Origin of the sequence: Streptomyces sp. JW3 (genome assembly GCF_052216785.1) — a bacterium.
GTDB lineage: Bacteria > Actinomycetota > Actinomycetes > Streptomycetales > Streptomycetaceae > Streptomyces.
The window spans coordinates 96018-116092 of record NZ_JBQOUX010000003.1 but is presented as its reverse complement, the minus strand read 5'-3'; the positions used below and the strand labels follow the sequence as shown (position 1 = coordinate 116092).

At 72.5% G+C, this 20075-nt stretch carries 16 protein-coding genes; 8 read left to right on the top strand and 8 right to left on the bottom strand.

The window, feature by feature from the left end; translation table 11 throughout:
- Nucleotides 1–120: 120 nt before the first annotated feature.
- Genes ACTT8P_RS02755 through ACTT8P_RS02740 form a run of 4 tightly spaced genes read right to left on the bottom strand, consistent with a single transcriptional unit; the run spans nucleotide 121 to nucleotide 5776 of the window.
- A complete protein-coding gene (locus ACTT8P_RS02755; protein WP_442829871.1) occupies nucleotides 121–1662 on the bottom strand; it encodes an amino acid adenylation domain-containing protein in 1542 nt (513 codons plus the stop codon).
- Between the two features lie 33 nt (nucleotides 1663–1695).
- Nucleotides 1696–3105, bottom strand: coding sequence for an acyl-CoA dehydrogenase family protein (locus ACTT8P_RS02750; protein WP_442829870.1), 1410 nt, complete (start codon nucleotides 3103–3105; stop codon nucleotides 1696–1698).
- A gap of 47 nt (nucleotides 3106–3152) precedes the next feature.
- A complete protein-coding gene (locus ACTT8P_RS02745) occupies nucleotides 3153–4412 on the bottom strand; it encodes a pyridoxal phosphate-dependent aminotransferase (protein WP_442829869.1) in 1260 nt (419 codons plus the stop codon).
- Nucleotides 4409–5776, bottom strand: a complete 1368-nt coding sequence (locus ACTT8P_RS02740; protein ID WP_442829868.1) for a KamA family radical SAM protein — start codon at nucleotides 5774–5776, stop codon at nucleotides 4409–4411. Before ACTT8P_RS02740 ends, ACTT8P_RS02745 begins: the two co-directional genes overlap by 4 nt.
- Nucleotides 5777–6179: 403 nt before the next feature.
- Here ACTT8P_RS02740 and ACTT8P_RS02735 point away from each other — a divergent pair, with 403 nt between their 5' ends.
- Genes ACTT8P_RS02735 through ACTT8P_RS02705 form a run of 7 tightly spaced genes read left to right on the top strand, consistent with a single transcriptional unit; the run spans nucleotide 6180 to nucleotide 12448 of the window.
- The gene (locus ACTT8P_RS02735; RefSeq protein ID WP_442829867.1) at nucleotides 6180–7094 is read left to right on the top strand and encodes a hypothetical protein; all 915 of its coding nucleotides are present in this window, start codon (nucleotides 6180–6182) and stop codon (nucleotides 7092–7094) included.
- 11 nt (nucleotides 7095–7105) lie between these two features.
- A complete protein-coding gene (locus ACTT8P_RS02730) occupies nucleotides 7106–7363 on the top strand; it encodes a phosphopantetheine-binding protein (RefSeq protein WP_442829866.1) in 258 nt (85 codons plus the stop codon).
- A complete protein-coding gene (locus ACTT8P_RS02725; protein ID WP_442829865.1) occupies nucleotides 7360–8481 on the top strand; it encodes an acyl-CoA dehydrogenase family protein in 1122 nt (373 codons plus the stop codon). The genes ACTT8P_RS02730 and ACTT8P_RS02725 overlap by 4 nt, the downstream gene beginning before the upstream one ends.
- Nucleotides 8478–9194, top strand: a complete 717-nt coding sequence (locus ACTT8P_RS02720; protein WP_442829864.1) for a 4'-phosphopantetheinyl transferase family protein — start codon at nucleotides 8478–8480, stop codon at nucleotides 9192–9194. Before ACTT8P_RS02725 ends, ACTT8P_RS02720 begins: the two co-directional genes overlap by 4 nt.
- A 46-nt stretch (nucleotides 9195–9240) precedes the next feature.
- Nucleotides 9241–10239 (top strand): hypothetical protein, encoded by a 999-nt coding sequence (locus tag ACTT8P_RS02715; RefSeq protein WP_442829863.1) that lies wholly within the window; start codon nucleotides 9241–9243, stop codon nucleotides 10237–10239.
- Complete coding sequence (locus ACTT8P_RS02710; RefSeq protein WP_442829862.1) at nucleotides 10236–10856, top strand: flavin reductase family protein; 621 nt, start codon at nucleotides 10236–10238, stop codon at nucleotides 10854–10856. The genes ACTT8P_RS02715 and ACTT8P_RS02710 overlap by 4 nt, the downstream gene beginning before the upstream one ends.
- Nucleotides 10853–12448, top strand: coding sequence for an AMP-binding protein (locus ACTT8P_RS02705; protein ID WP_442829861.1), 1596 nt, complete (start codon nucleotides 10853–10855; stop codon nucleotides 12446–12448). The genes ACTT8P_RS02710 and ACTT8P_RS02705 overlap by 4 nt, the downstream gene beginning before the upstream one ends.
- Before the next feature lie 103 nt (nucleotides 12449–12551).
- Here the strand turns inward: ACTT8P_RS02705 and ACTT8P_RS02700 are convergent, their stop codons facing one another.
- On the bottom strand, nucleotides 12552–13847 hold the full coding sequence (locus tag ACTT8P_RS02700) for an MFS transporter (RefSeq protein ID WP_442829860.1): 1296 nt from the start codon (nucleotides 13845–13847) through the stop codon (nucleotides 12552–12554).
- Complete coding sequence (locus ACTT8P_RS02695; RefSeq protein ID WP_442829859.1) at nucleotides 13844–15724, bottom strand: BTAD domain-containing putative transcriptional regulator; 1881 nt, start codon at nucleotides 15722–15724, stop codon at nucleotides 13844–13846. The genes ACTT8P_RS02700 and ACTT8P_RS02695 overlap by 4 nt, the downstream gene beginning before the upstream one ends.
- A 378-nt stretch (nucleotides 15725–16102) precedes the next feature.
- On the opposite strand from ACTT8P_RS02695, the gene ACTT8P_RS02690 reads away from it, so the two are divergent.
- Nucleotides 16103–17290 carry a phytanoyl-CoA dioxygenase family protein gene (locus ACTT8P_RS02690; RefSeq protein ID WP_442829858.1) on the top strand — a complete coding sequence of 396 codons (1188 nt, stop codon included), beginning with the start codon at nucleotides 16103–16105 and terminating at the stop codon, nucleotides 17288–17290.
- Nucleotides 17291–17307: 17 nt separating this feature from the next.
- On the opposite strand, the gene ACTT8P_RS02685 is transcribed toward ACTT8P_RS02690, so the two are convergent.
- Both ACTT8P_RS02685 and ACTT8P_RS02680 read right to left on the bottom strand, forming a co-directional pair.
- Nucleotides 17308–18702, bottom strand: a complete 1395-nt coding sequence (locus ACTT8P_RS02685; protein WP_442829857.1) for a GH1 family beta-glucosidase — start codon at nucleotides 18700–18702, stop codon at nucleotides 17308–17310.
- An 18-nt stretch (nucleotides 18703–18720) separates the two neighbouring features.
- Entirely contained in the window at nucleotides 18721–19767 is a 1047-nt protein-coding gene (locus tag ACTT8P_RS02680; protein WP_442829903.1) for an NAD(P)-dependent alcohol dehydrogenase, read from the bottom strand.
- Between the last annotated feature and the right edge of the window lie 308 nt (nucleotides 19768–20075).

The window sequence follows — 20075 nt, the reverse complement described above, 5'->3', positions numbered from 1 at the left end:
ATGTACACCTTTCCGGGTACAGCCGCGGCCCGCTGTCGGTGCCGGCGGTCGGTCTGTTCGTCCGGTGGCGGGCCATGCGCCGGCCACCTCGGTGATCCGAAGTACGGGTGGGGCGCGCGGTCACCTCGACGACGGCCTGGGGCCCGACGCCATGGCCGCCACCTTCCCGTGGTCGACTTTTCCGTTGCTGTTGAGCGGCAGTTGCGCCACGTGCGTGCAGGTGCGCGGGACCATGTAGGCGGGCACGCGGTCGCCCAGCCACCGGATCAGATCGCCGGAGCAGTCCTGTTCGCCCGTGTAAACGGCGTGCAGGTCGCCCTCGCGCTCGACCACCGCCGCCTCCTGCACGGCCCGGTGGGTCCGCAGTACCGCCGCCACCTCGCCCAGTTCCACGCGGTAGCCGTGCACCTGTACCTGGGAGTCCAGCCTGCCGAGGTGGGTGAGGGTGCCGTCCGGGAGGGTGGTGACCCGGTCGCCGGTGCGGTACCAGTGGCCGGCGGTGAGCGGGCCGGTGCCGTCGTAGTCGCGGGCCGGCTCCGCGGTGGCCGCGTCGTACTCCAGGAAGCGGCCGACGTTGCTGGCCGGGTCCAGGTACCCGTCGAAGCGCTGGGAGCCGCGCACGCACAGCTCCCCCTCGGCGGCGGGCCGGCCGTCGGCGTCCAGCACGACGTACTGGAGGTGGGGCGGGCAGGTGCCGATCGGGACCGTGCCGTTGGGTGTGGCGGGCCACTGCCGCCGCTCGTCGGGCAGCCGGTAACCGGTACAGGTGATGGTGAGTTCGGTGGGTCCGTAGATGTTCTCGACCGTGGAGGCGGGCGCGGCGGCGTGCCATGCCTGCGCCTGCTCGGTGGTCAGTTGCTCGCCGGCGAACAGGCTGCGGCGCAGCCCCGGCATGCTGTCCGACGGCAGCCGGCGCATCCGCCGGGCCAGCGAGACCACCGAGGGGACCGAGAACCAGTGGGTGATGCCGTGGTCGTTGACGAAGGCGACGGGATCCGCGAGGTCTTCGCGGCGCGGTACGACGAGGGTGGCGCCGGAGCCCCAGGCGACGAACATGTCGAAGACCGAGGGGTCGAAGGTGAGGTCGAAGGTCTGGCTGAGACGGCAGCCCGGCCCGGCCGCGCAGCGGTCGATCTGGTGCGCGAGGTAGTCGTTCAGATTGCGGTGCCTGATCGGGAGGCCCTTGGGCGTTCCGGTGGAGCCGGAGGTGAACAGGATGTAGGCGACGTCGTCGCCCTCGCCGCGGTAGGGTGCCGGGCCGTGCTGCGGCGCCTCGGCGGGCGGATGCCACAGCCGCACCCCCGCGAGCGTGCCGGACGGCGTCCGCGGCGGTGGGCCGTCGGTGAGCACCAGCGCCGGGCGGGCGCCCGCGACGACGGCGGCGTTGCGGGCGTCGGGGAAGAGCGGGTTGAGGGGCACCACGGTCGCCCCGACGCGCAGTACGGCCAGATAGCCGGTGTACGCCAGTGGGCTGCGGGCGGCCAGTAGTCCGACCCGGTCCCCCCGGCCCACGCCGGTGTCTTCGAGGCGGGCGGCGAGGGCGTCCACCGCTTCGTCAAGGGCCCGGTAGGTGAGGGACCGGCCGGCTGCTTCGAGTGCCACGGCGTCCGGGTGGGCCGCCGCCGAGCGGGCGAACCAGGTGTAGAGGGTGGGGCCGGTCATCCTTCCTCCCCGGGGCGGTCGGGTGTGCGGGGGTCAGACATGGTGCACGTCCTGGTCCATGAGGACGAGCGCGCCGTCGGCCGCGTGCAGCCGGTCGTTGCCGTAGTTGAGCGACGCGGAGCGCAGGTCGCGCAGCGCGCGCTCCAGGGCCAGGGGCGAGGTGCGCTGGTAGCCGTGGCGCAGTCCGGCCAGCTCGACCAGCTCGTCCACCGCGGCGAGACACTGCTCGGAGGCGGTCAGCTTGACGGCGTTGAGCAGCAGTTGCACGGGCGGCGCGGACAGGTCGGCGGTGCCTGCCACGACGCCGGAGGCATGGCTGATCAGGGCGTGCACCGAGTCCAGCCGTTGGCGGACCCGGGAGAGCCGTCGCCGCAGCAGCTCGGACTCCAGATCGCGCCGCTCCCGTCCGGAGCGCAGGGAGCGCACCGTACGGGCCAGCGCGCCGTCGGCGGTGCCCAGCCAGCACGCGGACCAGCCCAGGTGGGCCAGTGGGCCGAAGGTGCGCAGGATGATCTCCCGGGCGCCGCCGTGTTCGCCCACCACCTGGTCGGCCGGGAGGTCACCGGTCAGCCGCATCGGCACGCTGTGCGTGGCCCGCATGCCCAGGGGGTCCCAGCCGCCGGTGACGGTGGTGCCGAGCTGCTGCCGGTCGGCGTAGACCAGCGACACCCGGGCGTCGGAGTCCGTGCCGGGGGCCTGCATGGTGATGAGGTAGCCGTCGGCGTGGGCGCCGCCCGTCACGACCGGTGCGAGGCGGTCCAGGTGCAGGGTGTCCGCGTCGGCGGTGAGCGGCGCGCCCGAGGTGAGCAGGTGTCCGCCCTTGCCGGCCTCGGTGGTGACCGACGCCAGGTACAGCTCGCCCTTGGCGACGCGCGGCAGCAGCTGTGAGCGCAGGGCCGGCGCGGCGTGCTCCACCAGGGCGGCGGTCTGCTGGCAGTGCATCGCGAAGATCATGCCGACCGACATGCAGTCCCGGGACAGCTGGGCCGCGACGCGCAGCATGTCGTCGGTGCCGGCGCCGAGACCGCCGTACTCCACCGGCACGGTCAGGCCGAGCAGTCCGGTCTCGCGCAGTTCGGCGAGGGCCGCCTCGGGGAAGACCGCGTCCCGGTCGGTGTCGGCGGCGTGGGCGCGCACCACGGTCCGGACCCGCTCGACGAGAGCGGCGATGTCGTCGGGGGCCGCGGCGGTGGTCAGGCCGAGGAGACGCTCGAACCGGCGGCTGAGCACGTCCACCTGGCTCAGGGCGTCGGGTGTCAGGTCGCCGGGGTCGAGCTGGACCTCCAGGTCGTCCTCCAGGCGCTCGACGATCTCCATGGCCCGGAAGGAGTTGAAGGTGGGGTACGAGCGCAGGGCACCGTTGCCGGCCACCGCCTCGGGGGTGACGTCCAGCACCCGCGCCACGGTGGCGACCACGGTGTCGCGCACATTGTTGCTGCTCATGTCTCTCCTAGGTGGGGCGGTTCCGGTCGGCGCGGCGGGTGGCGGCCTCATCCGGCCAGCTTCGCGAAGCTCTGCGCGATCCAGTCCACCTGGCGGCGCACCTGGGGCAGGCCCAGCGGATCGGCGGCGGCGAGGGTTTCCCGCTGCTCCTCGGCGGTGTGGCCGTACAGCATGCTGGTGGCGGCCTTGAACCGCAGGGCGCCGGGGTCGTCGCCCAGGTGGTGGCCGGCGAGCACCACGACCCCGTACTCCGCCAGCAGATGGCGGTGGAGGGAGGCGGAGTCGGTGACCGCGCGCGAGGCGAGGCGCTCCCGCAGCGGTTCCAGGTCCGGGTAGACGTAGAAGCCGCCGGTGGGCGGACGGCAGCGGGCACCGACGGCCGTGACGGCGTCGTACACCGCTCGGGCCACCGTGCCGTGCAGCCGGGCGCGGGCCGCCAGTTCCCGGCGGATGTCGGCCGGCTCGTCGTACACGTACTCGGCCACCTCCTGCATCGGCCCGGCCAGGGTCGACCACATGTCACTGGCCACCGACACCACGCCGTCGCGGACGGCCTCGCCCCGCGGACCGGCCGGGAAGCGGGCCGCTCCGATGCGCCAGCCGCCGAGCGCGAGGCTCTTGGAGAGCCCGGTCGTCACCACCGTGCGGGCGGGTGCGACCTCGGCGGGGCTGAGCACGGGCCGCGCCGGGTCGTGCACCAGATCCCGGTAGATCTCGTCGGAGACGATCAGCAGGTCCTCCTCCTCGGCCAGCGCGCCGATCTCGCGGATCAGGCCGGGTGGGGCGAGGGTGCCGGTGGGGTTGTCGGGGAGGGTCAGCACCACGATGCGCGGATCGTGGCCGGCCGCCCGGGCGGCGTGCAGGGTCCGGCGCAGCGCCGCGGGTTCGGGTACGCCGCCGCACTCCTCGGGGATGGGCACGCCGAAGACGTGCTTGCCGGCGAGCCGGGCCTGAGGGGCGTAGGAGTTCCAGCAGGGGCGGGGCAGCAGGACGTCGCCGGGGACGGCCAGGCCGATGGCCATCAGCAGGGGTTTGCTGCCGGGGGCCAGGACCACCTGCTCGGCGGCGGTCGGCAGGCGGCGCCGGCCGAAGTAGCCGGCGACCGCCTCGCGGGCCGCCGGGGCGCCGGCCACCGGGCCGTAGGCGTTGCGCCGGGCGCCGCGGGTGAGGATCCGGTGCAGCGGCTCGGGCACCGGCAGGCGGGCCTCGCCGAAGCCGAGGTGCACCAGGTCGTCACCGGCGGCGCGGCGGCGGGCCACGTAGTCGTCCAGTGCGAGGTTGGGTGAGATCGCCTGGCCGGTGGTCACGGTGTCTCCGGGAGGTCGCGGTGCCCGGCCGGGAACGCCGTGGTGGCGCCGCCCTGGACCGCGGCGGCGATGTCCACGGGGGCCGCCGGATCGAGGGCCAGGTCACTGAGCCAACTGGCCCGGGGGTCGTGGAAGGCCCGGAACGGGCGGCCGACCAGTGCCGGATCGCGGGCCTGCAGCAGCCGCAGCTGGAAGAACCGGCCCTGCGGGGTGTCCGCCACGCCGTCCACGATCACCTTGCCCGGTGTGGCGGACATGACCGGGCCGCGCACGGTGCGCGCCAGGCCGGGCAGGGTGCGGTAGGCGTCCTGGAAGATGTTCGCCGCCTTGGCGAGGGGCACCTTGAAGTAGTCGTAGGGGCCGGTGTCGCGCTCGACGAACATGTAGTAGGGCACGGCGCCCTGCGCCAGTTCGGCCCGCCACATCTGCGCCCAGACGCTCGCGCGGTCGTTGACGTGCGCGATCAGCGGGGCCTGGCAGTAGATGACGGCCCCGGTGGCGCGCACGTGCCGCATCGCGCGGCGCGCGATGTCGGTGGCCAGTTCGCGGGGGTGGCTGAAGTGGGCCATGAAGGCGAGCTGGCGTCCGGAGGCCACCACCCGCTCGAAGAGCCGCAGGACGTCGTCGGCATCCTGGTCGTCGACGTACCGGTGGGGCCAGTACGCGATGGACTTGGTGCCGATCCGGATGGTGCGCAGCGTCTCCACGCCCAGCAGGGGTTCGATGTGGGTGCGCAGCCGTTCGGCCGACATCACCATGGGGTCGCCGCCGGTGATCAGCACGTCGGTCACCTCGGGGTGCCTGCGCAGGTAGGCGACGAGGTGGTCCGGGCCGGATGCGGCGAAGCGCAGGTCGGCGTCGCCGACGAACTGTGCCCACCGGAAGCAGTAGGTGCAGTAGGAGTGGCAGCTCTGGCCCTGGCTGGGGAAGTACAGCACCGTCTCCCGGTACTTGTGCTGCAGGCCCGGCACCTGGTCGCCGTCCAGCGTCGGTACGTTGAGTTCCCGCTGGCCCGAGGGGTGCGGGTTGAGCCGCTCCTGGATGCCCCGCACCACGGTGGCGAGTTCCCGGCGCCTGGCGCGGTCGCCGCCCAGCTCGGCGAGGAGCAGCTCGTCCGCACGAGGCAGCATGCCGGGTTGGGGGAAGACGAGCTGGAACATCGGGTCGTCGGGCACCCGGTCCCAGTCGATGAGTTCGGACAGGACGTAGTCGTTGACCCGGAAAGGCAGCACCCGCGACACCGCGCGCACGGTGTCCCGTATATCGGCCGACAGGCCATAGCGATTCGCGATGTCATCAAGCTGATGTGGTCCTTGAGCACGGAAGCGACTCGCCTCCAGCACACCGGTGGCCATTGCAGACATGCTGCCTTCTTTCGAATTCGCGAGCCTGGAACCCGCCGCGGGCGGAGCGTCTTGCCGCGATCTCTCAGCGGCGTTGCACGACAATGCAACTACCCGGCACTTCACGACGGTCACCTACGAAACTCCGCTGTCGGATAGCAAACGGTGATGAGGTCATAGTCAAAGACTCGGCCGAGGCGAATGCGCGTCAGCCGCGCTCGACTGTTTTCGCTATATCGGCATAGCGGTGCTTTATCGCACACCGACGTTCTCGGTTTTGCGGACGCACTTCCGGAAATACGGTCGGGAGTCCCCCGAGACGACGGCGCCAAGAAATGAGGTTTTCCATGACCACCGCGCTATTCGGCCGGACCCCGGCCGCCCGCCCCGTGGACACGGTGACCGCCGGGGGGCCGAGGTGAGCATGACGGCCGTGGCCACCACCGCGCTCTCGGGGGTCCGCGCGGACCTGTTCGACTGTGTGCAGGTCAACCTGGCGGTGCTCGCCGACCGGTACCACGGCCCGGACACCCACCTCCTGCTCGGCTCGGTCCTGCGATTCAGGCCGGAGCCCGGCCCCCTGGGACTGCCGACCGTGGAGCCCGCTTACCTGGCGCAGGTGGACGAGGCATGCCGGTGGCTGGGCCTCGCCGAGGCGGGCCGCTGGACGGGGACACCGCCCGGTGAACTGTCCCGGCTCGCCGCGCGGCACGGCCGGCTCTACGCGGTGGGGGACAGCCACGGCATGCCATGGCTACCCTACTACGGCCGGCGCCACATGGAGCACAGCTTCCTGGTGGAACCCGCGGGCGGGCGAGCCCTGGTCACCGACGCCTACGACAATCAGACGCAGTGGGGCGCCGCCCGGCCCGGCCAGTGGGAACTGGACTGGGACGAGCTGCCCGCCGCCACCCTGACCCTGTGTCTGGAACCGGCTGCGTCCGGACCGGAAGCGCCCGCCCCCCGCGCCGACCTGGCGCCGCCCGAGCCGTACGTCGACGCCTACGCCGCCCACGCCGACCGGCCGGCCGCCCTGGACCGGCTCACCGTCGAGACCTGGCTGCTGGCCCGCTCCCGCCGGCTGCACGCGGTGTGTCTCGCCCACGGCGGGGCGGCCTCCTCCCCGCGGGTCGCCGACCATGTGCGGCAGTGGGAACAGGTGGCCGGCCAGGCGTATGTGACGCTGCGCCGCGTACAGCGGGGCCGACCGGAGCCGCCCGGTCTGCTGCCCGGGATACGGGCCACGCTGGAGGCGGATCGCGACGTGTTCGGCTCTCCCGCCGCCCCCGGCACCTCCCCCGACGCCGATACGGCGACCCGCCAGAACACCACTCGCTAGGAGTAGTCACCATGGACCCGCGCTTCACCGAAATGCTGGCACCCTTCCTCAAGCACCTGGGCGGCCGGGAGCTGACCGAGGACTCACGACTGCACGAGCTGGGTCTGGACTCCATGAAGTCCATCGAGCTGCTCTTCGCCATCGAGGACACCTTCGGCCTGTCGCTGCCGGACAAAGACCTCAACGACACCACCTTCGCGACCGCCGGAAGCCTGTGGCGGGCCGTGGAGTCGGCCCGCCGGGACACCGGCGCCTCGGACGCGGCATGAGCGTGCCGCCGCCGGCCGCGCGCGCGGCCGTCACCGCCTCGGAGGTGCTGGCGCCGCTGCCGCCGGACGCGGACGGCCCGGCGGTGTGGGCGGCGCTGGGCGAGGCCGGGCTGCTGCACACGGCCTACCGCCAGGGCGACCCGGCGGGCGGAGTGGACCCGGACGGCCTGGCCACGTTGCTGGCCGCGGCCGACGAGCGGTTCGCCGTGGGCACCACTCTGTCGCTGTGCGTGGCGCTGGCCACGGCGCTGCCGCTGCTGGCGACGGCCGGCCCGGCGGGGCCGGCCCACGAGGTGCTGGCCGGGGCGCTGGCCGGCGCACCGCCGGTCGCGCTGGCCGCGACGGACGCGGGCTCCGGCTCCGACCTGACCGCGCTCACCACCGAAGTGCGCATCGGGGACGACACCGTGGAGGTGCACGGCACCAAGCGGTGGATCACCGGCGCCACGTCCGCCCGCCACCTCCTGGTCCTGACCCGGCACCGGCCGGGGCGGCACTTCACCGCCTTCACCTGGGTGCTGGTACCGGCCGACGCCCCCGGCGTCACCGCGCAGCCGGCCGACACGGCGCTGTTCAACGGGTCCGGCACCGGCCACCTGACCTTCGACCGGGTGCTGCTGCCACGCCAGTACCTGGCCGGCCGGCCCGGCCGCGGGCTCGCCGACTTCGCCGCGCACATCGCGGTGGAACGGCTGGCCGGCGCGCTGTGGGGCACCGCGCTGTGCGCCCGTGTACTGGCCGAAACCAGGCAGTGGCTGTCCGGGCGGACGGTGCTGGAGGAGCCTCTGTGGGAGCGCTCCGTCATCCGGCAGCGCTTCGCGGTCTGCCTGGTGCGTGTCCGTGAACTGCGCGCCCTCACCCGGGAACTCGCCCCGCGGGTGGCCGAACGCCACGACGTGGCCGCCGCGGCGCTGCTCAAGGCCAGTGCCGCCGCCACCGTCGACCACGTGCTGTCGGAGTGCGCCCACTTCCGGGGGGCGGAGGGGTTCGCGCGGTCCGGCGCGCAGTGGCTGCGGGCGCAGGGTGCGCTGTGGGGCGTCGGCGGCGGTGCCACCGAGGTGGTCCTGTCCGCGGTGGCCGACTCCGCCGACACCCTGCTCGCGGAACTGGCTCCGTGACCCGCCGGCCGGCCGCTTCCCCCGGTGACGCGGCCCCGCTGTCCGCCGTCGCGCCGCTGTCCGGCGGGGCGGCCGGCCCGGCGGTACTGGAGGCCGAGCCGCAGGTATGGGTGGCCACCGGCCGTGTCGACGGGAAGCCGGCCGGCCGTCCCCATCCCGGGGACCTCGCGGTGGCGTGCGGCCTGCCGGACTGGCGTGCCCGGGAGTTCCTGGCCGGGCGGGCCCTGCTGCGCGCCCTGCTGGCCGTCGTACGGCCTGCGGCCGCCGGGGCCGCCGTGTCGGCCGGCCGCAACGGCAAACCCTTCCTGGCGGGGCATCCGTCCCTGGGCGTCAGCGTCTCGCACGACGGCCCGTCGGTCGCGGTGTGCGTGGGAGCGGGCCGGGCGGTGGGCATCGACGTCCAGCACCCGCCGGAACAGGCGGACGACGTCTTGGTCCGCCGGTGCGCCGCCGGTCACCGCGATCACTTCGCCACGCTCGCGCCCGCCGGGCGCGGCACCGAGCTGGCCTGGATCTGGACCGCCCAGGAAGCCTGCGTGAAAGCCGTGGGCAGCGGACTGTCCGGCCGGCCCTGGACGATCGACGTACCGCCGGGCGGCCTGCGCGGCACCTGGCACGACGTCCACTGGCGCAGTCTGCGGGAGGTGTCCGCGGTTCCGCTGAGCTACGCGTGGCGAAGGCTCCGCCCGCGCGTCGCCGAGCCGCCTGCGTAACCCCCCGCCCACCACCCGAGCGACACCCTCGAAAGGCAGGACCGCGATGTCTCTCCCGGCGTCCCGGCTGGACCGGACCGCGTCCGGCACCGGCCGTCCCCCGCCCGAACTGAGCTGCTACACCTCCAGCCTGCTGGCCCATCTGGAGCTGACCCGATGCGTGCCGGAGCCGGGGAACAGGCTGGCCGAGGCCGTCCGGCTGGCCGTGCGGACCGATCTGCCCGACGGCCGCCTCGCCTTCTCCCAGCACGATCGGATCGACCGGGCCGGCGGGCGGGAACTGGCCTACCGCGGCACAGCCGAGTGGGATGTGGCGCGCGCCGCGCTGCTCGCCGAACTGGCGGACACCGGGGCGGTGCTGGCGGTGGGCAACACGCGTCACCTGCCCTGGGCTCCGCAGTTCGGCCGCCGGTCGGTACCGCACTGGCTGCTGCTGACGGATCACCACGACGGGTCCTGGCGGGTGCTGGACCGGTTCGCCGCGCTGCTGCCCCTGGGCGAACAGCACCCGTACGACGGCCGCCTGGACGACGACGGGCTGCGGGCGGCACTCACCCCGCCGGGAGCACTGCCGCGGGCGATGGCGCTGCGCGACGCGTACGCGCTCGGTTCGGTGGTCGCGGTGCCGCCCGCCGGCCACTACCGCTGGCTGGTCCGGCAGCGGACGAGCGGGCCGGCGCCGGCTGCGACGGGGCACTGGCTGACCGATCCGGAGCACGTCATGTCTTTCCTGGCGGACCGGTTCACGGACGACGCAGGGATATTCGCCGACCACGCGGACGACCTCTGGGCAGCCGCGCGCCACCAGCGGTACCGGCTCGCGGCGCGGGGCGCCACAGCCGCGTCGCCGGCCGCCGCGGCGGCAGCGGCGGCGAGCTGGGAGAAGCTGCCCCGCGCGCTGCGGATCGCGGTCGAGTCGGCCGAGCGGGGACGGCCCCGCCCCGGTGTGATGCGCCAGGCCCTCACCGACGTCGCCCACGCCATGGCGGCCCTTGGACCGAAGACACCCAGCACACTTCAGCCCACCGAGGAGCGGACGGCATGAGTGAACTGACCGCGCGGCAGTCCCGGCAAAGGACACGGGCGGTGCCGGACGGACTGACGGAACCCGGCGAGGCGCGCCCAGGGGGCGAATGGGCCGACCCGTCCGACGGGTCGTCCTTCCGCCGCACCATGTCCCGGTTCGCCACCTGCGTGACGGTGACGACCGCGGCGACACCGCAGGGTCCCGTCGGCTGCACCACCACGGCGGTGCTGTCGCTGTCCGCCGACCCGCCGGCCCTGCTCGTCTCCTTGAGCACCGCCGGACGCACGTGCGCCAAGCTGCTGTCGGCCGGCGCGTTCGCGGTCAACGTCCTCAGCGAGGAGCAGCCCGACCTGGTCGGCCGCTTCGCCACCGGCGATCCGTACGAGCGCTTCGCCGGGGTGCCGTACGTCCGCCGGCACGGTGTGCCGGTGCTGGCGGAGGCTTCGGCGAGCGTGGTCTGCGCGGTGCGCGAGACCGTACCGGTCCTGGACCACACGCTGCTGATCGGCACCGTTCAAAGCCTGTCCACCGGCCCGTGCCGTCCCCTGGTCCTGCTGGACCACCGTCTGCACACCCTGGCCCTCGCGGACGGCGTGCCGCCGTCGGGGGGCCGCCGCCCCGAGGAGGACGGATGAGCATCCCCGCCGCGGTCACCGGACCGGCGCACACCCCCGACGAGACCCTGCACCAGTTCATGCTCGCGGCCGCCGACCGGACGCCGCAGCGGCCGGCGGTCATCGAGTTCGCCGGTGACGGTGACGTGCGTACCACCGACTACGGCCGGCTGCGGGCGCTCACCGACAAGTACGCCGCCGTCCTGGCCGAGCTGGGGCTGGACATCGGCGACCGGGTCGTCCTGGAAGCGGACACCTCGGCCGCGGCCATCGCGCTGTTCCTGGCCTGCTCCTCGCAGGGTCTGGCGGTGATCCCGACCAGCCCCGAGGTACCGGACGAACGGCTCGCCCTGATCGTGGCCACGACGCAGCCCGCACTCTGCCTGCAGAGCGCCGACGGCACGCGTGGCACGGTATGGCCGGAGGCGACCGGCACCGGGCGGTTCGACGCCGACGGGCTGCGGATCGAGCGCCGGCCCGCGCCGCGGGTCCGCCGACGCCGTGAACTCACCGGCACCGACACGGCGTACATCATCTTCACCTCCGGAACCACCGGCCGGCCCAAGGGCGTGGTGATGAGCCACCGGAGCGTCGTGTCGTTCTACCGGGGCATGCTGAGCCAGCGCATCGTCGGGCCGGAGGGCCGGGTCGCCACCACCTCGCCCTTCCAGTTCGACTTCACGCTCCTGGACATCGGCCTGGCGCTGGGCAGCGGAGCCGCGGTGGTGCCGGTCCCCAGGAATCTGCTGCGCTGGCCGACACGGTTTCTGCGGGTTCTCAGGGACACCGGGGCGACACAGGTCAACGGCGTGCCGTCGATCTGGCGCCAGGTGCTGCGCCACCTCCTGCCGCGACTGGCGGAGGTGGACTCGATCCGGGGTGTGCTCTTCTGCGGTGAGGACTTCCCGCTGCACGAGCTGGCCCTCCTGCGGCAGGCCCTGCCCAAGGCGCGGCTGATCAACTGCTACGGCGCCACCGAGTCGATGGCCTGCTCGTTCACCGACGTGCCCGATCCGATGCCCGAGGACCTGGAGCGGCTGTCCATCGGGTTCGCCCACCCCGGGGCCGAGATGACCCTCGTGGACGACGCCGGCCGCCCGGTCGACGACACCGGCGCCGTGGGCGAGATCCATCTGCGCAGCCCCGCGCTCTTCAGCGGCTACTGGGACGATCCGCAGGCCACCGCCGCGGCGTTGGTGGCCGATCCGGTCGAACCCCGGTCCGGGCAGCGGGTGCTGCGCACCGGCGACCTCGCCTACCGGGGTGAAGGGGGTGAACTGTACTTCGTCGGCCGGGCCGACGCCCAGGTGCAGATCCGCGGCAACCGGGTGGAGCTGGGCGAGGTCGAGCGACGGTTGCTGGACCTGCCCGAGGTCGCGAACGCCGCCGCCGTGCTGAGTCGGCCGTCCGCCGAAGGGGAGGAGGCCGCTCTCACCGCCTTCGTGGTTCTGACGCCGGGCACGCGGGCCCACGATGAAGCGCGGCTCCAGGCATTCTGCGCCGAGGCGCTGCCCGCCTACATGGTTCCGCGCCGGGTGCTCGCCATCGGGGAACTGCCCGTCACCGTCAACGGCAAGACCGACCGTGCGGCGCTGGCCGCCCTGGCGGGCTGACCGCGGCGCGGGCGGGCCGTGACCGCCACGGCCCGCCCGAGCTGCCGGACACCGCCTCGGGACGGCGGGTCGCCCCACCTGCACGGGGCCCTGCCGGTCGACGTCAGTGATCCGGCAGGTGGTTTCCGTCGCCCTTCTCCGTCGCCTTCTCCGTCGCCTTCTCCGTTGCCTTCTCCGTTCCCTTCTCCGTTCCCGGCGAGTCCGCGGCGACCGTGATCCGGCCGGCCAGCAGGACCACGCACAGGGTCGACAGCACGAGGATGCCCAGGGCGATCCGCAGGTTCGTCAGGTCGGCGAACACACCGATCACCGGAGCCGCCAGCAGGAAGCCCGGCCACTGCCCCATGTTGACGACGGAGACGCCCTCCCCCGCCGTCAGTCCCGGCTGCCTGCCGGCGATGCCGTACAGGCTGGGCAGTACGCACGCCACACCGAGACCGAGCACCGCGAAGCCTGCCAGAGCCGCCGCCGGGTGCGGCCACGCGACGATGATCACCGCGCCCAGCATGGCGGTCAGGGACGACATCCGGAGGAACCTGCGGTGCCCGAACCGGTCGATCACCCGGTCCCCCGCCGTCCGGGCGGTGGCGGCGGCCACGGCGAAGGCCGTGTACGTCGCGGCCGCCACGGCGCCTCCCGCGCCCAGGTAATCCGCGGTGTAGAGGGCACTCCACTGGTTGGTGGTCCCCTCGACGAAGGAGGTGAGGAAGCCGACGCCGCCCATGAGGAGCAGTTGGGGCGTGAAACGATGGCGCACCCGGTCGCCGAACCGGCCCTCGCGCGGGGGCGCCTTCGCACCGTCCGGCAGCCAGCCACCGCTCACCAGCAGCAGCGTGCCGAGCAGCACACTGCTGACGGCGAGTTGGGCGCTGGGCGCCACGTCCAGCGACGCGGCGCCCGTGCCCAGCAGTCCGCCGCCCAGCACACCGAAGCTGAAGCAGGCGTGGAAGGTCGACATCAGCGGCCGTCCGTAGCGGCGCTCGACTTCGACGGCCTGGGCGTTCATCGGGGTGGACAGGAGGTTCGCGGCGAATCCCCAGGTGGCCAGCCCCGCCACGAGGGCGACCGTGGTGGTGGCCGAGGCCATCAGCGGGGCGTTGACCAGCATCAGGACCGCGCCCGCCAGGGTCAGGCGGCGCACGCTCACCCGCCCGATCAGCACCGTCACGATCCCGAGGGACACCAGGTCTCCCGCGGTGGAGGCGGTGTTGGCCACCCCCCAGGCGGTGTCGCTCAGCCCCACCGAGTGCCGCACCTCGGGGGTGCGGGCCGACCAGCTTCCCAAGGTCGTTCCCATGATCGCGAACACCAGGCTGACGGACAGCCGGGCCCGTAAGGCGCCTCGCGGAGCGGACCCGACCAGCGCGTCGTCCACCGGCGCGGGGACGGAAGAACTCATCGCTGCCAACTCCTCGATCGGTTGGGGAGACAGGCGTGGCCCTCGGCGGCGGGCGCGTTCCCGCCGCCCGGGGAAGTCCTGGCGAACGCGCGGCAGAGATCGGGTACGCGGTGCCGCGGCGGCCCCTCGCCGACCGGGAGCAGGAAGTGGTACCGCGCCAGTTCGTGCAGCACGTTCTCGGCCACCGCCTCCGGCAGGCCCAGCTCGTCCTGGAGCGAGTCCACGGTGACGGTCGCCGCGTCGGCTCCGCTCAGCCGGCAGAAGACGTCCCGGGTCGCCGAGTCGAGCACGCGGAAGCTCTCCGCGAGCCGTTCCCGTACCGACAGATCGCCCTCCACCAGCTCGTTCAGCCGGGTCCGCTCGTCGGAGAGGGACCGGGCCATCGTCGACAGGGACAGTGCCGGCCGGGCCGCGAGCCTCGCTCCCGCGATGCGCAGCGCGAGGGGCAGTCCGTCGCACGCGTCGGCGACCCGGGCGGCCTCCCGCGGTTCGGCGTCCACCCGCTCCTGGCCCACCAGGGCGGTCAGCAGTTGGGCCGACCCGGACCGGGTGAGAAGGGGCAGGGACAGATGGACGTCGGCGTCGAGGTCGACCAGCGAAGGACGGCTGGTGACCAACACCAGACAGCGGCCGATCCCCGGCAGCAGCGGTCGGATCTGAGCCGTGTGGGCGACGTCGTCGAGCACGATGAGTGTGCGCCGGTCGGCGATCATCGACCGGAAGAGCGCCTGCTGCTCGTACGGGCTGGCGGGGATGGCCGACGGTGGCAGGCCGAGGGCGCCGAGCAGTTCGGGGATGACGTCGGTGGAGGACCTGGGTGCGTCCCCCGTCCCGTCGAAGGAGGCGAAGAGCTGGGCCTGGGGGAAGTGGTGGCGCAGGCGGTAGGCGGCGGCGAGGGCCGTGGCCGTCTTGCCGACTCCCGGCGGACCGGAGAGGGAGACGACGGCGGCGTCGGGCCGGCTGTGGTCGTCGTCGAACGAGGCTGCTACGGCGTCGAGTCGGCGCAGCTCGTCACCGCGTCCGACGAGGTGGGGCGGGCGAGGCGGCAGATTGCAGCTCGCACTGTCGAGCAGCCGTACCTCTGCCGGCCGGTACGGCGGGCCGTCCGGGGGGCGTTGCGGGGCGGTGTTGAGTGCCTCGCCGCGCAGGATGGCCGCGTGCAGCCGCTGGAGTTCGGCGCCGGGTTCGACGGCGATCTCCTCCACCAGGACCGCCCGGGCCTGGCGGTAGGCGGCCAGGGCCTCGGCGCTGCGGCCGTCGCCGTCCAGAGCGATCATGAGCTGCGCCCAGGTCCGCTCGCACAGCGGCCGCTCGGCGGTCATGCCGCGCAGTCCGGAGACGGCTTGCGCGTGTCGGCCCAGGGCCAGCAGGGCGTCCATCCGGCCCGAGGCCACGGACCAGCGCTCCTCCTCCAGCGCGGTCAGCTTGGCGGTGAGCGAGTGCCCGAGCTCCAGTCCTTCCGCCGGGCGCCCCCGCCACATGCGCAGCGCGCGTTCGCAGCATTCCTCGGCCGCGCGGTGGTCCCCGTGCTCCGCCGTGCGACGGCCGGCCTCGGCGAGGGACCGGAAGCGCAGCAGGTCCAGTTCGTCGGTGTCCACGGTCAGCCGGTAGCCCTCGGGCCGGCTGCTCAGCCTGTCCTTGCTGCCGTCGGCCCGCCGCAGTTGGCGCCGTAATTCGTAGACGTAGGTGCGGATGTTGGCCAGGGCGGAAGTCGGCGGTTCGGCGGGCCAGATCGCGCTCAGCAGTCCGCCGATCGAAACCGTGCGGTTCGGGTTGACGAGCAACGTGGCGAGCAGGGCGCCTCTGCGCCCGCCTCGTATGGGTAAGTGCGTGTTGGCGAATTCTGCTTCGAGCGGTCCTAAAAGCCCGAATTTCATACGCGGTTCTCCTGTGAGCAGTGGAACAGGACCGTTGGTACTCAAACGGCAGCACGTACACAGCAGAGCACCTCGTGACTGGGCTCACGGGACACGATGGGACGCATGTGCACCGGGCAAGCACAAGGCGACGGGTCGTGTGCCCTTGTTCTCCGGATCAAAACCGCACTACCTCACGAGGCGGCTGCGACGGCGCGGCGGAAGTACGTCGTCTCCCCAGCTCACCGAGGTAATAGCAGCTCATATCCACGACGGGGGCCACCACACACGCGCCATGTATTCGCAATGTATTCGACATGTACCGCCTCGGAGCACCGTCAGGAAGTACTCGTCGGCGGCGGCGCTTGCGGGAACGCCCATTCGTGAATGAGGATCACCATGACTGTCGTGAACACGAGGTCGCAGGTCTGGCTCAGTGAGGCCGACTGCCGCCTCGATGACTTCCGCGCCTGCGTCGAGCGGACCACCGACCCCGGCCTCTGCCCCACCGCCGACGGCATCGAACACGAGGTCCCGCTGTACGACTCCCGGCGTCTGACCTCGCTCGCCGCCACCGCAGAGGGCCGCCGCGAACTCCAGGCAGAGATCAACCGCGTGCTGTCGCAGGGACCGGGGGTGGCCGTGTTCAAGTGCGCCTTCACCGATCTGTCGATCGTCGACCGCGCCACCGGCGTCTTCCTGGAAATGATCGAGGAGGAACGCGCCTCGGGCACCGCACGCGGGGACCACTACGCCAAGCCCGGTACCAACGACCGGGTGTGGAACGCGTTGGAAAAACTCGCCCGCACAGCACCCGAAGTTTTTGCCGATTATTACGCCAACGATATCGTCGCACTGGTGTCGGCCGCCTGGCTCGGTCCCGGATACCAGGTCACCTCGCAGGTCAATGTGGTCAATCCCGGTGCGGCGGCGCAGCGCGTCCACCGTGACTACCACTTCGGATTCCTGTCCAACGCGCGTGCCTCAGCCTTTCCCCGCCTCACGCATCTGATGGCGCCGGCGCTGACCCTGCAAGGCGCGGTCGCCCACTGCGACATGCCGGTGGAGAGCGGGCCGACGCTGTATCTGCCGCACTCCCACAAGTACGAGCCGGGCCATCTGGCCTGGCGCCTGCCGGAATTCGCCGCCTACTTCGAGGAGCACCGCGTCCAGTTGCCCTTGGACAAGGGGGACGCGGTCTTCTTCAATCCGGCGCTCTTCCACGCGGCCGGGCACAACAGCACGGCCACGGTCCGGCGTGTGGGCAATCTGCTCCAGGTCTCCTCCCCGTTCGGCCGGGCGATGGAGAGCGTGGAGCGCGAGCCGATGGTGAACGCGGTCTTCCCCGTGCTGCGGCAGCGCAAGGCGGAGGGGGCCGACGGGCAGTGGCTGCGCAACGTCGTGGACTGCTGCGCCGAGGGTTACCCCTTTCCCACCGATCTCGATGTGGACGCCCCGGTCGGCGGCCTGGCGCCGCCCACCCAGGCCGAGACGGTGTGGCGGGCGCTGGAGGAGGGGCGGTCCCCGCAGGAGCTGGCGGCCCAGCTGCGCGCGGGCGCCCTGAATCGCGGTGCCGGCGCTCGGTGAGCACGAGGCCGGTGCGGTCAGCTCCCGTCCTGTGCCTGGATGAGCTGGCGGTACCAGTGGTAGCTGGACTTCGGGATGCGGTGCAGGTCGTTGTCGTAGTCGATGTAGACGAGGCCGAAGCGCTTCGCGTAGCCGTAGGCCCATTCGAAATTGTCCAGCAGGGACCAGCAGAAGTAGCCCCGGACGTCGACGCCTTCGGCCAGGGCGTCCTGGAGTGCTCCGAGATGGCTGTCGATGTACGCGATGCGCTCGGGGTCGGACACCCGGCCCGTCGCGTCGGGCACGTCGCGGTAGGCGGCGCCGTTCTCGGTGACGTAGACCGGGGGCAGGCCCGGGTAGTCCTTGCGCAGTCGGCGGAGCAGTTGCGTGAGCACGGACGGGTCGACCGGCCAGCCCATCGCGGTGCGCGGGAGGTCACCGGGCGCCGCGGACACGACGTCGATGTCGGCCGCGGTGCGCGAGCGCGGGTCCGGGTCCGCGGTGGGTGCGGACTTGAGGTAGGTGGGGCAGTAGACGTTCATCCCCAGGAAGTCCAGCGGCTGCTGGACGAGGGTGAGGTCGTCCGGCTCGCGGAAGCCGAAGTCGGTGATGTCGGACCACACCCGGTGTTCCAGCGCCGGCCAAGTGCCGCCCAGGATCGGGTCGGTGAACACCCGGTTGTGCATCAGGTCAAAGCGTTCGGCGGCGGCCCGGTCGGCCGGATCCGCGGAAGCGGGCCGGGCCTCGGTCAGGTTGAGGGTGAGGCCGAACTTCTCCTCGCCGCGCCGCTGCGCCCGCATGGCCTGCACGGCGAGACCGTGGCCGACCATCAGATGGTGGGCGCCGGCCAGCGCGCCGTGCCCCTCCCGGGCGCCGGGGGCGTGCTCGCCCGTCGCCATGCCGAGGAACGCCACGCAATAGGGCTCGTTGAGGGTCGACCACCACGTCACCCGGTCGCTCAGCGCGTCGTGCACCAGCGCGGCGTAGTCGGCGAACCGCTCGGCGGTGTCGCGGGTGCGCCAGCCGCCGCGGTCCTCCAGGTACTGCGGGAGATCCCAGTGGTAGAGCGTCAGCCACGGTTCCACGCCCGCGTCGAGGAGTTCGTCGGTCAGCCTGCGGTAGAAGTCCAGCCCCTTCTGGTTCGCCGGTCCGCGGCCCTCCGGCTGGATCCTGGGCCACGCCACCGAGAACCGGTAGCCGCCCGCCCCGAGGTCGCGCACCAGTGCCACGTCCGCACGGAACCGGTGGTAGTGATCGCACGCGATGTCACCGTGGTCGCCGCGGGCGGTGGCGCCCGGGGTGTGCGAGAAGACGTCCCAGATCGACGGTCCGCGCCCGTCCTCGTGCACCGCGCCTTCTATCTGGTACGACGCCGTCGACACGCCCCACGTGAAACCGTTCGGGAACTTCCGGAACCCCTGTTGTGACGGCACTCGGGTCCAGCCCTTCTCTCACTTGCCGATGGTGGAGGCGTCCATGACGAACCGGAAGCGCACGTCTCCCTCACGCAGCCGGCGGTAGGCGGTGTCGATACTCCGCGCGTCGACGACTTCCACCTGGGCCCCGATGCCGTGCTCCGCGCAGAACCGGAGCATCTCCCCGGTCTCGGCGAGTCCGCCGATCATCGAACCGGCGATCGCCTTGTTGCCGTCGATGAGGGAGGACGGCTGACAGCTGATCGGGGCCTGTGGTGCGCCGACGTTGACCAGGACGCCTCCGGGTCGGAGCGTCGCGAGGTGGTCGTCCATGGCGAGCGGGGCCGAGACGGTGTTGAGGATCAGGTCGAAGCGGTCACGGGCGCCGGCGAGGGCGTCCGGGCCGTCGGCCGCCAGGACGTGCGCGGCCCCCAGGCGCCGGGCGTCCGCGTGTTTGCGGGTGCTCCTGCTGACGGCGGTCACCTCGGCCCCCATGGCCGCCGCCATCCGCACCCCGAGGTGTCCGAGTCCGCCCACTCCGACGACGGCGACACTCCTGTCCTTGAGCGGGCCCCAGCGGCGCAGGGGTGAGTACACCGTGATCCCGGCACACAGCAGCGGTGCGGCGTTCGCGAGTTCCATGCCCTCCGGCAGCCGGTGCGCGAACGCCTCCCGGACGACGATGCCCCGGCTGTAGCCGCCGTAGGTGACGGAGCCGTCGTAGTCACGGGAGTTGTAGGTCTCCACGACCCCCGCGGCGCAGAACTGCTGCCGGCCCTCGCGGCACGGTCCACATTCCCCGCAGGAGTTGACGATCACACCCACACCGACGCGGTCGTCGACCCGGAGCCCCGAGACGTCCTCGCCGACGGCGGTGACGACACCGGTGATCTCGTGCCCGGGGACCATCGGGAAGATGCCGCCGCCCCATTCGCCGTCGACCCGGTGCAGATCGCTGTGGCAGATCCCGGTGAAGGCGATCTCGATCCGCACGTCGTCGGCGCGTAGCTCGCGGCGGCTGACGGTGGTGGGGACGAAGGGACCGCCCACGGCGGTGACGGACAGCGCGGGGGTGGTCATCACCGGCACCTCGGCATTCCGTGTCTGCATTCGATGACCGCCCCGAAAAATTCGGCCCGGTCTCCCTCGTGTTTGCTCATAGGCGTGTTGTCCCTCGAAGATCAGCGACCGGCAGTCGGACACGGTTCGGTGTCACGCGGGTGCATTTACAAGCCAATCACAAGCATGCGTGCGGATTCGAGCAACTGTCAACCACGCTCGATTAGTTGGCCTGCGGCACGCATAGCGAAAACGAATACTGCACGGGTGACTTTTCATCAGCCACCGCACCATCAGGCCGGTTTCCCACGGAGTTCCACTCGCGCCGGAAC